At 42.3% G+C, this 14,548-nt stretch carries 11 protein-coding genes; 6 read left to right on the plus strand and 5 right to left on the minus strand.

Annotated elements, in window-relative coordinates; genetic code table 11:
• The first annotated feature begins 8 nt into the window (after window positions 1-8).
• Window positions 9-1,232 carry a transaldolase family protein gene (locus QZ576_RS00410; RefSeq protein ID WP_297093264.1) on the plus strand — a complete coding sequence of 408 codons (1,224 nt, stop codon included), beginning with the start codon at window positions 9-11 and terminating at the stop codon, window positions 1,230-1,232.
• Window positions 1,233-1,391: 159 nt separating this feature from the next.
• Here the strand turns inward: QZ576_RS00410 and QZ576_RS00415 are convergent, their stop codons facing one another.
• On the minus strand, window positions 1,392-2,438 hold the full coding sequence (locus tag QZ576_RS00415; protein ID WP_297093266.1) for a M20 family metallo-hydrolase: 1,047 nt from the start codon (window positions 2,436-2,438) through the stop codon (window positions 1,392-1,394).
• A 477-nt stretch (window positions 2,439-2,915) separates the two neighbouring features.
• Here QZ576_RS00415 and QZ576_RS00420 point away from each other — a divergent pair, with 477 nt between their 5' ends.
• The gene (locus QZ576_RS00420; RefSeq protein WP_297093268.1) at window positions 2,916-4,154 is read left to right on the plus strand and encodes a M48 family metallopeptidase; all 1,239 of its coding nucleotides are present in this window, start codon (window positions 2,916-2,918) and stop codon (window positions 4,152-4,154) included.
• Between the two features lie 175 nt (window positions 4,155-4,329).
• Here the strand turns inward: QZ576_RS00420 and QZ576_RS00425 are convergent, their stop codons facing one another.
• The gene (locus tag QZ576_RS00425) at window positions 4,330-4,677 is read right to left on the minus strand and encodes a DsrE family protein (RefSeq protein ID WP_297093270.1); all 348 of its coding nucleotides are present in this window, start codon (window positions 4,675-4,677) and stop codon (window positions 4,330-4,332) included.
• A gap of 171 nt (window positions 4,678-4,848) precedes the next feature.
• Here QZ576_RS00425 and QZ576_RS00430 point away from each other — a divergent pair, with 171 nt between their 5' ends.
• From QZ576_RS00430 to QZ576_RS00440, 3 genes are all read left to right on the plus strand, one after another.
• Complete coding sequence (locus tag QZ576_RS00430) at window positions 4,849-6,096, plus strand: competence/damage-inducible protein A (protein ID WP_297093272.1); 1,248 nt, start codon at window positions 4,849-4,851, stop codon at window positions 6,094-6,096.
• A gap of 103 nt (window positions 6,097-6,199) precedes the next feature.
• Window positions 6,200-8,689, plus strand: a complete 2,490-nt coding sequence (locus QZ576_RS00435) for an AsmA family protein (protein ID WP_297093273.1) — start codon at window positions 6,200-6,202, stop codon at window positions 8,687-8,689.
• Between the two features lie 180 nt (window positions 8,690-8,869).
• Entirely contained in the window at window positions 8,870-9,673 is an 804-nt protein-coding gene (locus tag QZ576_RS00440) for an SDR family oxidoreductase (protein ID WP_297093274.1), read from the plus strand.
• Between the two features lie 319 nt (window positions 9,674-9,992).
• Here QZ576_RS00440 and ahpF read toward each other — a convergent pair whose 3' ends face one another.
• A complete protein-coding gene (gene ahpF, locus QZ576_RS00445; RefSeq protein ID WP_297093275.1) occupies window positions 9,993-11,552 on the minus strand; it encodes an alkyl hydroperoxide reductase subunit F in 1,560 nt (519 codons plus the stop codon).
• Between the two features lie 72 nt (window positions 11,553-11,624).
• Window positions 11,625-12,188, minus strand: a complete 564-nt coding sequence (gene ahpC / locus QZ576_RS00450) for an alkyl hydroperoxide reductase subunit C (protein WP_297093277.1) — start codon at window positions 12,186-12,188, stop codon at window positions 11,625-11,627.
• Between the two features lie 123 nt (window positions 12,189-12,311).
• Between ahpC and QZ576_RS00455 the strand changes: the two genes are divergently transcribed.
• Window positions 12,312-13,235, plus strand: a complete 924-nt coding sequence (locus QZ576_RS00455; RefSeq protein WP_297093279.1) for a hydrogen peroxide-inducible genes activator — start codon at window positions 12,312-12,314, stop codon at window positions 13,233-13,235.
• A gap of 54 nt (window positions 13,236-13,289) precedes the next feature.
• On the opposite strand, the gene rocD is transcribed toward QZ576_RS00455, so the two are convergent.
• Complete coding sequence (gene rocD, locus QZ576_RS00460; protein ID WP_297093280.1) at window positions 13,290-14,513, minus strand: ornithine--oxo-acid transaminase; 1,224 nt, start codon at window positions 14,511-14,513, stop codon at window positions 13,290-13,292.
• Between the last annotated feature and the right edge of the window lie 35 nt (window positions 14,514-14,548).

Consider the following 14,548-nt stretch of genomic DNA (forward strand, 5'->3'; position numbering starts at 1 on the left):
AAACCGTTATGAATGAAACGTTAAAAGAGAAGATCAAACAATTTGTTTTACAAGATGTAAATGAAACGAAAGTAAGTGCCGTTTCCGATTCCTTTTGGCAGGGATTAAAAAATACGGGCACCGAACTTTGGCTCGACACCGGCGATATGGAAGAAGCCGAAAAAAACTGGTCAGCCGAAATGACTGCTTTAACCACCAATAACACCTTGGTGAACAAAGAAATCCAGAAAGGAATTTACGACGATTTTGTTGAGCAGGCGGTTAAAATTGTAAAAGACCTGCCAATTGAAGAACAAATTGTTGAGATTGCATTTATTTTGAATGCACGACACGGTATTCGGCTGGCCAAAAAGTTTGGTGGCTTTGTAAGTGTTGAACTGCATACCAACACTGCGTATGATTTTGAAGCCATTGTTGATTATGGATTGCGCTATTTTTCCATCTGCCCCGATCAGTTTATCGTGAAGGTTCCATACACAGCAACCGGTTTATTGGGCGCACGAAAACTTCGGGAGTTGGGAGTGAAAATAAACTTTACACTTGAATTCTCGGCCCGGCAGAATGCAATGGTGGCAGCCATTACAAAACCCAATTATTGCAACGTATTTTTAGGTAGAATTGGAGCCTACATAAAAGATAACGAACTGGGAAGCGGCAGCGGAGCAGGCGAGCGAACAGTTATCTCAACACAACATATTGTTACCGAATTAACCAAAAACAATACAACCCCAACCAAATTAATTGCAGCCAGTTTGCGCAATTATTCGCAGCTCGATTCTCTGGCCGGAACCGATGTTTACACCATGCCTACAAAAGTGGCTGCCGACGGAAAAATCAACATGGATGGCAATTTTCAATCAAAGCTGAACGAAGTTTATCCGGTAGATTTAACCGACGATGCCGCCAACTATTTCCCTGAAAAATTATGGGAAGTGAGCGAAAAAGAACTGGAACTGGCCAAAAGCCTGGATGCCAATCTTCCAAAAAATGAAAACGAGCTGATCGATCGGGTGCACGAAGCAGGTTGTGGTGATTTGTTTCCCTACCTCAGCGAAAAAGATTATAAACTGATTGCTGACGATGGGAAAATTCCAAATCATCAGCGTTGGGCGCAGCGTATTGCCAGCGGCGAACTGGCTATCGATACTTTACTAAACCTGGCGGGGTTGGCGAGTTTTACAGCCGATCAGGCTGCGCTAGACGACCGTGTCAGAAGAATAATTGGTGGCTAATTAGAGCTTGCCAGAAAACTCAGCTATTTCTTTGTCTTTGATAAGAACGCGTCAAAGGCAAGGCTTTCGACGGTTTGGAAATCAGGGAGTTTACTTTCGTAATCGACCGTTTTCAAACCGAGAGTAACGCAGCATTTGGCGTTTTCTTGCAAAGACTAATTACAGCTTTAGTTCTTCCAGCAATTCAATGTAGCGTTCAATCCCCGCGATAATTTCACTTTTGTGAATGTATTCGTCGGCAGTGTGAGATCGTGCCGAATCACCAGGACCCATTTTAACAGATAGAAAAGGAATAATAGCCTGGTCGGAAGTGGTTGGAGAACCGTATGTATTTATTCCTTTTTCCTTTACCAATTTTGCAAACGGGTGATGTGACGAAATACCCGATGAGTTTAATCGAACAGATCGTGGTTTAACTTCCGATTCGATGTGTTGACCGATAATTTCAGCGGCTTCTTTGTTGGTGTAATGTTCGTTTGTACGCACATCAACCACAAAATGACAAAGGTCGGGAACAACGTTGTGCTGTGTGCCGGCCTCAATTTGTGTAACCGAAAGTTTTACTTTTCCGAGAACATCTGAAACTTTTTCGAACTCAAAGTTGCGCAGCTTTTCGATGTCATCCATCGCTTTGTACAATGCATTTTCGCCTTCTTCACGTGCCGCGTGACCAGATTTTCCGTGGGCATAACAATCCAACACCAGCAAGCCTTTTTCGGCTATGGCTAGTTCCATCTTTGTGGGCTCGCCGATTATGGCAAAATCGATAGGTGATATCTCAGGTATTACGATTTCCATTCCGCGTCGTCCCGAAATTTCTTCTTCGGCAGTTGCAGCATAAACCAGGTTGTAAGGGAGGTCTTCGCGTTCGTAAAAATGCACAAAGGTTGCCAGAAGCGAAACCAGCGGACCACCGGCATCGTTGCTCCCCAACCCAAATAATACATCGCCTTCTTCAATGGGCGAAAACGGATCTTTGGTGTAGCCTTTCGCCGGACGAACTGTATCGATATGCGAGTCGAGCAGAATGGTTGGCTTTTCTTCCGAATAATATTTATTATACGCCCAGGTGTTATTGTCCTTGGTTTTATATGTTATACCTTCCTTCTCGAGAAAAGCACGCATTACAGCGGCTGCATTTTCTTCCTCTTTACTAAACGACTGCGTAGCGATCAGCGTTTTTAACAGTTCGATGTATTTCTCCATAGTTTACTTGTTGCAACGCTGCAAAAGTGGGAAAAAAAACAGAAATTCTGACTTTGTGTGTAGTTGAAACATTTTATCAATTTAAGAAAGTTATGGTTTACAGTCGGAAACAGTTACGTGGATTATTTCCCCCGTTTTTTGCGCTAATGCCCTAAGGGGCTCAAGATGTGCCCCCATATTTTTGCTTTGCGCCCCAAGGGGATCATGATGTGCCCCCAGGGGCGCGGCTTTCGAAAACAGGGGCACGTTTCACGCCCCCGTGTGATTGTTTTGAGAAAACAGGGGCACGCTTTGCGCCCCAAGGGGATTGCACTTCGAAAACGGGGGATCATCGTGTGCCCCTCGGGGCGAGGCTTGTACAGACAGGGGATTATTACGTGCCCCTGGGGGATGATTCTTCGCCCCTGGCTTTTTTGATACACGGAAAACCTTAATCTTATGTTATATTTGTGCCTCACAAATTGAAACAAAGCAGTTATGCACGAAATACTTTTCTGGATCATTATCGGAATTCTTGTTGTTGATTTTATCTTCGAAAAATACCTGTCGTACCTGAATACAACGACCATGAGCGACACTATTCCCGAGGAAGTGAAAGGTATTTACGACGAAGAAAAATACAAAAAGCAGCAGGCCTACCAGCGCGAAAATCATCGTTTCGGAATTTTAACCAGCAGCTTTAGCATGGTAATTACTTTAGCTATGTTTCTGTTTTATGGTTTTGCACTGGTAAATGGCTGGGCGTGGAGTTTTACCGGAAATGCCATTCTTGCAGCGCTTATTTTTTTCGGAATCATCATGTTTGCTTCCGATATTATAAATATCCCTTTCGAAATTTACGACACTTTTAAAATTGAGGAGAAATACGGTTTTAACAAAACCACACCCAAAATATTTGTTCTTGACAAGGTGAAAGGCTGGCTGGTTAGCGCACTAATCGGTGGTGGTTTGCTGGCACTGATTATTTTTATCTATCAGTTAACCGGTGAGATGTTCTGGATTTATGCCTGGCTTGTAGTTTCGGCGTTTTCCATTTTTATGGCCATGTTTTATTCCAACCTGATTGTGCCGCTGTTTAATAAACAAACACCGCTTGAAGAGGGCGAATTGCGCGATGCAATAAGTGCTTTTGCGCAGAAAGTAGGATTTAAACTGGATAACATTTTTGTAATCGACGGATCAAAACGATCTACAAAAGCCAATGCATATTTTACCGGTTTGGGAGCAAAAAAACGAATCGTACTTTACGATACTTTGATAAATGATCTGAATACCGAAGAGCTGGTAGCTGTTTTGGCGCACGAAATAGGTCACAACAAAAAGAAACACGTGGTGCAGGGATTGTTGATTGGTTTGGTACAAACGGCTATTGTTTTGTTTGTTTTTGGTTTGCTTATCGACAGTCCGGTTTTAAGTGCCGCTCTTGGAGTTGAAGAACCTAATTTTCATATCGGTATGGTGGCTTTTGGTGTGTTATATTCGCCCATTTCGTTTTTTACCGGTATTTTTATGAATATCCTCTCGCGGAAAAACGAATACCAGGCTGACCGTTTTGCTGCCGAAAACTATAAACCGGAGGCGCTGGCATCGGCATTAAAAAAGCTGTCGATCAATAACCTGAGTAATTTAACACCACATAAAACCTTTGTGTTCTTTCATTACTCGCACCCAACTTTACTGCAGCGTTTGGCGTTTTTAAAGTCATTTGAAAAATAAAAGAAGTTCTCGCAAAGGCGCTAAGACGCGAAGGGAAAGTTTCAAATTTCAGGTTGAAATAGCTTGGCAGATTAATTTAAGCAGTAGAGCATTTACGCATTAAAGCATTCCGTTTCTCAACGCTCAACCCAAATCAATCTTGCCTCAATCTTTCTAAATCAATCTCCCTCAATCCTTAAAGGTTCACAACCTTATCCGCAACTTTCTGGAAATGCATAATGTCGACCATGGTTCCGGGAATGCCAACTTCTACGTTGTCCAACAACTGGAAATGATTCAGGCAAGTTTTGCAAGCCACCAGTTTTACACCTTTTTCGGCGAGTTGTCTAAGTGGTTCAAGGGCTTCAGAGCCGGTGCAAATGAGTTTTACGCCTTCGTTGTAAAACGTGATTACTTTTGGTAGTTCTTCTTCCTCGCAAAGTAAAGTCAGGTAGTTTTTTACCAGTAATTGTCCGAGTTCATCATTACCCGATCCCATTCCGTTGCGGGTTATCTGTATGAGTGTATTTTTGAATGAATTCATTTGTGTTTTTTATTGTTTGCACAAAAGTAATTGAAATTATGTTCGAATGTAGAAAACTGATAAATTGTGCAATTGTAAAACTGCTGACTGAGACTGAGACTTTTCCTTTCTACTTTATCCTTTTGCCTTTTATATTGTTAATTTTGCTTTTCGGAAAAATAGATTGAAAAAATGAAAGCAGAAATAATTACCATTGGCGATGAAATACTGATTGGGCAGATTGTTGATACCAACTCGGCCTGGATGGGCGAACAGTTTAACCTGAACGGTATTGAAATTTACCAGATAACTTCGGTTCACGACGATCACGATCATATAATGCGAGCTATTAAAAGCGCAGAACAACATGCCGATTTGGTGGTAATTACCGGTGGACTTGGTCCGACAAAGGACGATATTACCAAACACACCCTTTGCGAGTATTTCAATACCAAACTTGTTTTTCATCAGCCCACGCTTGATACCATCGTTGAGCGATTTAAACATCGCGGGATTGATATGAATAAATTGAACCGCGATCAGGCGATGTTGCCCGAATCCTGCACCATTTTACCCAACAAAATGGGAACCGCTCCGGGAATGTGGTTCGAAAAGAACGATACCATTTTTGTGTCGATGCCGGGTGTGCCTTTTGAAATGAAATACCTGGTGGAGTTTGAGCTGCTGCCGCGACTACGCAATACCGGGCGAACAAAAGCAATTTACCATAAAACAGTGTTGACGCAGGGAGTTCCAGAATCGATGCTGGCAGAACGAATAGCTGATTGGGAAGATGCTTTGCCTACTAATATTAAATTGGCTTATTTACCTAATCCAATGGCGGTGCGATTGCGGCTTTCTGCAATTGGAGACGATGTTGAAGTGTTGAAAAGCGATGTGGAGGGTGAAATAGATAAGCTGAAAAAAATAATTCCTGAAGCCATTTTTGGCTATAACACCGAAACTATGTCGGAAGTGATTGGCCGGCAATTAGTTCTTCAGAACAAAAAAATGGCTGTTGCCGAAAGTTGCACCGGTGGTTATATTTCACATCTTATAACTTCGGTTTCCGGAAGTTCTGAATACTATAATGGTTCAGTTACATCTTATTCCAACGAAATGAAAGAGCATTTGCTGGGAGTCAGTCGCGAGAACCTGGAAAAATATGGTGCCGTTAGTGAGCAGGTGGCTCGCGAAATGGTTGAAGGCGTAAAACGGGTGATGAATGCCGATTATGCCGTGGCAACCACAGGAATTGCCGGACCAACAGGAGGCACTGAAGAAAAGCCTGTTGGAACAGTGTGGATCGCTGTTTCAGGGCCTGAAAAAACTTTCGTGAAAAAGTTCACTTTTGTTGGCGATCAGCGCGACCGGAATATTGTGCGCTCCGGACAAACGGCACTGCAATTGCTGCGAAGAATGGTACTTGGCGAGCTATAATTTCCGACTTCGGGCTTCCGTCTTTAATCTTCCAACTTTTTAACAACTTCTAACGTTCTTAAACGTTCTAATGATGTATTTTTGAATCAGAAAACAGAAAAATATGAAACGAATAATCGTAATTATACTCATCGTAATTGTAGTGCTGATTGGTGCAGTTTTGGCAATTCCGGTGTTCTTCAAACAAAACATTCTAAATACGGCAAAAACCACGCTCAATAAACAAATGAATGCTGAGGTTGAATTTGCCGATCTTAAACTTTCACTGTTTAAAAATTTCCCCAAAGTTACTGTCGATTTGCAGGATGTGATGATAAAAGGGAAAGGGGAGTTTGCGCAGGATACGTTGCTGAATGTTCCGCGTTTTGCAGCCACAATGAATTTGTCTTCGCTTTTTAGTTCCGACCGCAGCATCGAGGAAATTATTCTTGAAAAACCATCGCTGAACCTGGTTGTTGCTGAATCAGGCAATGTAAACTGGGATGTTGCACCGGCCTCCGGTTCGTCAGAAAAGAAAAGTACAACAACAGCCGATGCCGAAGAATTTCAACTGGCGTTGGAAAATATTGAGATGAACGGCGCGCGCCTGATCTACAGCGATAAACTGGCCAATATGCGTGCTGATTTGGAAGACATCAACCTGGATATTTCGGGCGAAATGTTTGGCAATACCACGCAACTGAACATTACGGGAGTGGTTAGCAACCTTACTTATTCGATGGAAGGAGTTACCTATGTTTCGAATACTTCGCTGGATCTGAAAACCTTACTCGATGTTGATTTCGAGTCGATGCTGTTTACGATTGTCGAAAGTGAGTTGCTGGTAAATCGTTTGCCACTTGAGTTGAGCGGCGATTTCAGCGTGCCCAACGACACTACATTTCTGAATCTTCAGCTAAAAACAAAAGCCTCGGATTTCGAGAACTTTTTGGCGCTGGTACCCAAAGATTATGAGGAATATTTAAAAGACATTACAACAACCGGTTCTGCAACAATTTCGGGAGGAGTTTCCGGGTATTATATCGATGAGGATTACCCGAAAATCGACCTGCAGGTTAAAGTAGATAATGGCCATTTTAAGTATGCCGAAATGCCCGAGGAAATCAAAAATATCAGTGCCGAAATGCTGATCGGCAAACCGCAGGGTGATCTTGATTTGTTGAAAATAAACATCAATAAAGCACATGCCGAAATACGAAACAACCCGGTTGATTTGACATTGAAGATTTCGAATCCGGTGAGTGATCCATTATTCGATGGCGCATTTGTTGGAAAAGTAAATCTTGACCATTTAAAAGATGCACTGCCAATGGACAGCGTAAATATCTCCGGAATAATTGATGCGAATTTATTTGCCAACGGTCGTTACTCGGATGTGGAAGCAGAAGCTTACGATAAAATAAAATCGGATGGTGTAGTGCTGTTGAACAACTTTGTTTACGATTCGCCCAATCTTACTCAGCAGGTGGTAATTCCTTCGGGACAATTGGACTTTTCGCCGCAGGATATTAACCTCGGAAATTTCACGTTGAAAGTTGGTGAAAGCGATTTCCGTTTATCGGGAAAAGTAAGTAATTACCTGAATTACGTGATGAAAGACGGCGTGTTAAAAGGAAACCTGCAGTTGAATTCAAACTACGTAAACTTAAACGAGTTGCTTCGTTTGCAGGTTATGGAAGAAGAAGCTGAGCAAAGTTCAGAATCAGCCGATGCAGAACAAGAACTGGAAACACTGGCTTTTGATGTACCCGAAAATATAGATATTACATTCCGTTCAACCATAAATCGCGCTGTTTTTAACCGGATTCCGATTACTGCGATAAAAGGAGAAGTGAGGGCGGAGGATAAAAAACTGATCCTAGACGGACTGGACATGAATATGCTGGATGGAAAAATGACGATGAACGGATCGTACGAAAATACCGCTCAAAATCAACCATTATTTGATTTTGGTTTTGATATTTCCAGGTTCGATATTCCAACCATGTACCATACGGTTGCCGGTTTCCGGAAATTGATTCCGGGTGCGGGAAATAGTACCGGAAAATTGAGCACAAGTCTGGGGATGAAAGGCCGCCTGAGTCCGCAACTGAAGCTGATTACTGCAACGACAAACGGGAAAGGATCGTTCAGTACCAATAATGTTGAAATTAAAGATTCGCCATTGTTTAACCAACTGAGCGGGATTCTGAAAAAGGAAAAACTTCGGAACGTAACTGTCGGTGATTTTACAGCAAACTTAACAGTTGAAGATGGCAGTTTGTTGCTTCGTCCGTTTACCACAAAAGTGATTGGTCAGGAGACAACTATCAGTGGAAGTTTGAATGCCGAAAGTTTGCTCGATATGCGATTGGATTTTAACGTTCAGCGCGAAATGTTTGGTCCCGATATTCAAAAAATACTGGCTGTATTGCCGGGAAATGAGAAGATTACCATGTTGCCGGCCGGAGTTGTTTTGAAAGGACCTGTTGGCGATGCAAAAGTAAATCTTGATTTAAGTGCTACGCAAAAAGCGGTTACCGATGCCACAAAAGACGATCTGAAAAATTCGTTGAATAAACTGGGCGACGGTCTTAAAAAACTATTCAAATAATAGGTGCCTCCAACCGGTTTAAAGCCGGTGTTGGAACTTTATAATCCGAATACCTTTTGTTTATTCCGGGGGATTTGTTGCATAATATTCGGTAATCCTCCGAATAAAAACAGAAAAATGCGTATTTTGCCGACGCAAATTTGCTGGGTAACCAGACAGCATTATCAATTGAATTATTAAATGACAGACAAAGTAGTTGTAATTACCGGAGCTTCGTCAGGAATTGGAAAAGCATTGGCCCAAAAGTATGCAGCAGAGGGTTTTAACCTGGTGTTGGCTGCGCGTAGAATTGAGCGTTTGGAGGCGCTGAAAGAAAAACTTTCCAATGTTGAAGTTTTGCCGGTACAAACTGATGTCTCGAATGAAGAGGATTGCAAGCATTTGATCGATAAAGCGATCGAGCGATTCGGAAAAATCAATATTCTTATTAATAATGCGGGAATTTCGATGCGGGCGGTACTCGAAGACGTTGAAACCGAAGTTTTACGAAGGGTGATGGACGTGAACTATTGGGGAACCGTTTACTGCACCAAATATGCATTGCCGTATTTGTTGGAACAAAAAGGTTCTGTTGTTGGTGTGATCTCAACGGGTGGTTACATTGGCTTGCCCGGTCGTACAGGTTACTCTTCATCAAAGTTTGCTGTACGCGGATTTTTAGATACACTTCGGGTTGAATACCTGCGCGCAGGATTGCACGTATTGGTTGTGGCACCCGGATTTACAGCTTCAGAAATTCGTGAAACAGCGCTGGTTGCCGATGGAAGTCAGCAAGGAAAAACACCACGCAACGAAAACAAAATGATGTCGGCCGAGCGTTGTGCATCAATTATGTATCGTGCCATTAAAAACCGCCGACGAAAAATGATCGTTTCGTTCTGGGATGGAAAAGTGATCGTACTTGTGGCCAAACTTTGGGCATGGGTGGTTGACCAGATTCTTTATGCCGTTTTCAAAAACGAACCCGATTCGCCATTGAGATAGTTTTTAGCTGCGAGCGGTTAACTGCTAGCTACGAGTTACGAGTTACGAGCCACTAGCTTCGAGAATCCAATATCAAGGCAAAAGTAAAAAGGCAAAAGTGATTCCTGTGTTGAGTTGGGAGTTACCTGATATGAGTTGCCAGTTGCGAGTATCTAGCATCGAGAATCCAGTATCCAATATCCAGTTGAGCGAAGCGAATTGAAAATCGGCAGCAGCCAAATCCCGACCGGAAGCGTCGGGGCATCCCGAAACAAAAAAATCCCGACAAAATGCCGGGATAAATTAAAAACGAAAATGTATAACTGTTAATTATCAGTTGTTAATTCTGAACCAATTTATTTTTAATCTTGTCTTCAAAGGCTGAGAGGGCAGCTTTCGATCCTTCGCCCATGGCAATAACGATTTGTTTGTAAGGAACTACCGAAACATCTCCGGCAGCATAAACTCCCGCTTGTTTTGTGCGGCAATGAGCGTCGATCTCAATTTCTCCCATTCGGTTGGTATCAACCACTTCGGAGAATACTTTACTGTTGGCTTGCAATCCGATCTGAACAAATACGCCATCAGTAGTAATTGTTTCTGTTTTTTCTGTTTCTCTGTTTTTGTATTCCAATGCGATAACTTTGTTACCATCGCCGTTGATGGCCATAGTTTGCGCACTGGTTTGAATTTTTACATTCGGTAATGTCTTTAGTTTGTCTTGCAAAACCTGGTCGCCTTTTAGCTCATCCATAAACTCAAGCACGGTAACTTCCGATGCAATTGAGGAGAGGTCGATGGCAGCTTCCAACCCGGAGTTTCCTCCACCCACGACAACTACTTTTTTGCCTTTATAGAATGGTCCGTCGCAGTGTGTGCAGAAAGCTACTCCTGAACCGATATATTCATTTTCACCGGGAACGCCCAAACGTCTCCAGCTGGCACCTGTGGCAATTATTAGGGCAGGAGTTTTAAATGTTTCGTTCAGCGATGTTTGTACTTCTTTCAGTCCGTCTTTTACGCTGACGTTTTCAACGCGACGGTTTTCAAGAACATCGATCGGGTAATCTTTTAAGTGGCTCATTAAATCGGCCGAAAGTTTTGTACCGGTAGTTTGTGGTATCGAAATCATATTTTCGATTGAAACGGTTTCGTTTAGCTGTCCGCCAACTTTTTCGGCAACCAGCGCCACTGAAAATCCTTTTCGTGCTGAATAAACCGCAGCAGATACACCGGCAGGTCCGCCGCCAACGACAACAACATCATATTCTTTTTCAACGGGTGCGCTTGTAAGAGGTTCTGATCCTACTTTATCTTCCAGTTTTGACAGCAGTTCTCCAATTGATGATCGTCCAACGTGTAATTGTTCTCCATTGACATAAACCGTTGGAACAGCTTGTATTCCTAACGCTTCAACTTCTTCCTTGTTTATTTGTCCGTCAACAATTTCGTGACGAATATTGGGATTTATCAGCGTTAAAACATTCAGTGCCTGAACCACTTCAGGGCAGTTGGTACAGGTTAGCGAAATGTAACTTTTTAATACAATCTCGCCTTTCAATCCTTTAATCTGGTTGGCAACCGCTTCGTCTGGCAGGTTTTTGCCAATGCCATCGAGGTTTAAAATTGCGGTTAGCAACGATGGAAATTCGTGTCCGTTTGGTATTGCACGAAAAATAATGTTAGTGGGTAAATCGTTTTTTAAGATGGTAAATTCCAGCCCTGTTCCTTTTTCTACAGTAACATCAATTTTTTTGGATGTTGATGAAACGTCATCCAACAAGCCAATTAGCTGGGCTTTGTCAGGATGAGAATTTGCAACTGCAACCTGAAAGGTGTAATTGTTTTTTAGCGGGCTGAAAACTTCTTGTAATTTATCTTTTATGGCTTGTTGTAACATGACTTTGGTAAGTTGAAGGAGCAGCTAAAATGCTGCTCCTGATTTTTTAAGTTTCTTTTTTTGAGACGTTTATTAGATCACACCAACAAGGTCGATGCTTGGCTCTAATGTTTTCTGTCCTTCTTCCCATTTTGCAGGACAAACTTCCGATGGGTGCTCAGCAACAAACTGCAGTGCTTTCAAACGGCGAAGCAGCTCATCTGCATTTCTACCAACGTTTCCGGCAACAACTTCGTAAGCAACAATCTCGCCTTGTGGATTTACAATAAAAGTTCCGCGCTCGGCCAAACCTGCTTCTTCAATCATTACATCAAATCCGCGGGCCAAAACGCCTGTTGGATCGGCCAACATCGGGTAGTTGATTTTTTTGATCGTTTCTGAAGTGTCGTGCCATGCTTTGTGAACAAAGTGTGTATCAGTTGACACCGAGTAAATCTCGGCACCGGTAGCTTTAAATTCTGCGTACTTGTTTGCCAGGTCTTCCAATTCGGTAGGACACACGAAGGTGAAGTCGGCAGGGTAGAAGAAAAAGATCGACCATTTACCCAATACATCTTCTTTTTTTACTGTTTTGAAATCGTTGTTTGCAAATGCTTGTACTTCAAAATCTACTACTTGTTTTCCAATTTGTGACATAGTTTTTTTCTTTAAATATTTAACTTATTTGTGTTTCTCTTAAATTTCTGTTGCAAACATAATGCGAGTGATTGTATTAATCAAACAGATAAAATGTATATTTGTATTGATAAAATCAATATTATGACATTGCAACAATTGGAATACATTCTGGCGGTGAATAAATACAGGCATTTTGTAACTGCATCGAAACAATGCGGGGTTACGCAACCCACATTAAGTACGATGATACAAAAGCTGGAAGCCGAGCTGGAAGTTGATATTTTTGATCGGTCGAAACATCCGATAGAGCCAACTGCACTTGGCAAAAAGATTATAGAACAGGCTGAACGGTCGATAAAAGAGATTCGGAAAATCGGTGAATTGGTATGGAATGAAACCGATTCTTTAAGTGGATCGTTACATGTTGGTGTTATTCCAACTTTGGCCAATTATTTGGTGCCTCGGTTTATTAAATCGTTTGGCGAAAGTTGTCCAACCGTGCAACTTACCATATCGGAGATGAATACGGCAACGCTTATTGATACGCTTAAAAAAGATCGGATAGATATGTTTATTGCGGCTACTCCGCTTGATGAACCCGACTTTTTGGAGATCCCTCTGTTTTACGAACGCTTTTATGCCTACTTCGCTGCCGATCATCCGCTGAAAGATGTTCCGCTGAATCCTACAAATATGCCACAAGAGAAATTGTGGGTGCTGGAAGAAGGCCACTGTTTGCGCGACCAGGTTTTTAATTTCTGTACCACCAAACTGCCGTACAATCATATTTTTGAAGCCGGAAGTATTGATACGCTGGTACGAATTGTTGATTTAAATGGTGGCTATACTTTAATACCCGAATTGCATTTGCCTTTGTTAAGCGATGAGCAACGCAAAAATGTACGTGAAATAAAAGATCCACCGGCTATTCGTGAGGTGTCGATAGTTATTCATAAGAACTTTGTGAAAGAGCGTATCATTAATGCCGTTGGCGATGCGTTTAAAACAATTATCCCGGATGAAATGATTGACGAGCGTTTGAAGAAATTTGCGATTCGTTTGTAAAGTATAGTTATAGTGATACCCTCACTCCGAGTGAGAGTATCACTATTTTATGGATCAAACTTCAAATTTTTTCAAAGTAGTTTTAATGATTTCAATCGCTTCCATTAATTGCTCTTCGGTAATTACCAAAGGAGGTGTAAAGCGAATGATATGTTCGTGTGTTGGCTTTGCAATCAGTCCGTTTTCTTTTAACGCCAAACAAACATCCCAGGCTGTTTTTCCGTTGGTTGGTTTTATAGCGACTGCATTTAACAGTCCTTTGCCGCGTACTATCTCAATCAACGGAGAATCGATTGCACGCATTTCTTCGCGGAATATTTTGCCCAGTCGCTCTGCATTTTCTATCAGTCCTTCTTCCTGAATTACATCAAGCGCAGCCATGGCAACTTTTCCTGCAATCGGGTTTCCACCGTAAGTGCTGCCATGCTCACCGGGTTTTATGGTCAGCATAATTTCGTCGTCGGCCAGTACACACGATACCGGGTAAATTCCGCCCGAAACAGCTTTCCCCAACACCAAAATATCGGGGCGAACATCTTCATGATCGCAAGCCAGCATTTTTCCCGTGCGTGCAATCCCGGTTTGGATTTCGTCGGCCACAAACAACACATTATATTTTTTACACAACTCACTGGCTTTTTTCAGGTAGCCGTCTTCCGGAACGTAAACGCCTGCTTCTGCTTGAATAGGCTCAACAAGGAACCCTGCCACATTTGGATCCTGCAACTCTTTTTCAAGTCGATCAATATCGTTGTACGGAATATTCACAAAACCCGGGGTGTAAGGTCCGTAGTGACTGTAGGCATCCGGATCGCTCGACATGGAAATGATGGTGATGGTGCGCCCGTGGAAATTACCGTCGCAAACCACAATTTTGGCTTCGTTGCTTGGTATTCCTTTAACTTTATAAGCCCACTTGCGAATTAGTTTTAACGCTGTTTCATCGGCTTCGGCACCCGAGTTCATCGGCAACATTTTATCGTAACCAAACAATTTGGTCATATACTCTTCCCATTCTCCCAGCACGTCGTTATAAAATGCTCTCGATGTTAATGCCAGCGTTTTTGCTTGTTCGGTAAGTGCATCAATAATTTTTGGGTGACAGTGGCCCTGGTTTACAGCCGAATACGCCGCAAGAAAATCGAAATACCTTTTACCCTCAACATCCCATACAAATACGCCTTCGCCTTTCGAGAGCACAACCGGCAGCGGATGGTAATTGTGGGCGCCAAATTTATCCTCTTTGGCCATGTAGTCTGCAGAACTTAATTTAGTCATAGTGTGTCGTTTAATTTTAATGCAGAAATACGATT

It is taken from the genome of uncultured Draconibacterium sp. (assembly GCF_913060805.1).
Taxonomy (GTDB): Bacteria; Bacteroidota; Bacteroidia; order Bacteroidales; family Prolixibacteraceae; genus Draconibacterium.

Coding starts and splice junctions, on each gene's coding strand:
- QZ576_RS00410 (WP_297093264.1), top strand. CDS start 9: ATGAATGAAACGTTAAAAGAGAAGATCAAACAATTTGTTTTACAAGAT.
- QZ576_RS00415 (WP_297093266.1), bottom strand. CDS start 2,438: ATGGAGAAATACATCGAACTGTTAAAAACGCTGATCGCTACGCAGTCG.
- QZ576_RS00420 (WP_297093268.1), top strand. CDS start 2,916: ATGCACGAAATACTTTTCTGGATCATTATCGGAATTCTTGTTGTTGAT.
- QZ576_RS00425 (WP_297093270.1), bottom strand. CDS start 4,677: ATGAATTCATTCAAAAATACACTCATACAGATAACCCGCAACGGAATG.
- QZ576_RS00430 (WP_297093272.1), top strand. CDS start 4,849: ATGAAAGCAGAAATAATTACCATTGGCGATGAAATACTGATTGGGCAG.
- QZ576_RS00435 (WP_297093273.1), top strand. CDS start 6,200: ATGAAACGAATAATCGTAATTATACTCATCGTAATTGTAGTGCTGATT.
- QZ576_RS00440 (WP_297093274.1), top strand. CDS start 8,870: ATGACAGACAAAGTAGTTGTAATTACCGGAGCTTCGTCAGGAATTGGA.
- ahpF (WP_297093275.1), bottom strand. CDS start 11,552: ATGTTACAACAAGCCATAAAAGATAAATTACAAGAAGTTTTCAGCCCG.
- ahpC (WP_297093277.1), bottom strand. CDS start 12,188: ATGTCACAAATTGGAAAACAAGTAGTAGATTTTGAAGTACAAGCATTT.
- QZ576_RS00455 (WP_297093279.1), top strand. CDS start 12,312: ATGACATTGCAACAATTGGAATACATTCTGGCGGTGAATAAATACAGG.
- rocD (WP_297093280.1), bottom strand. CDS start 14,513: ATGACTAAATTAAGTTCTGCAGACTACATGGCCAAAGAGGATAAATTT.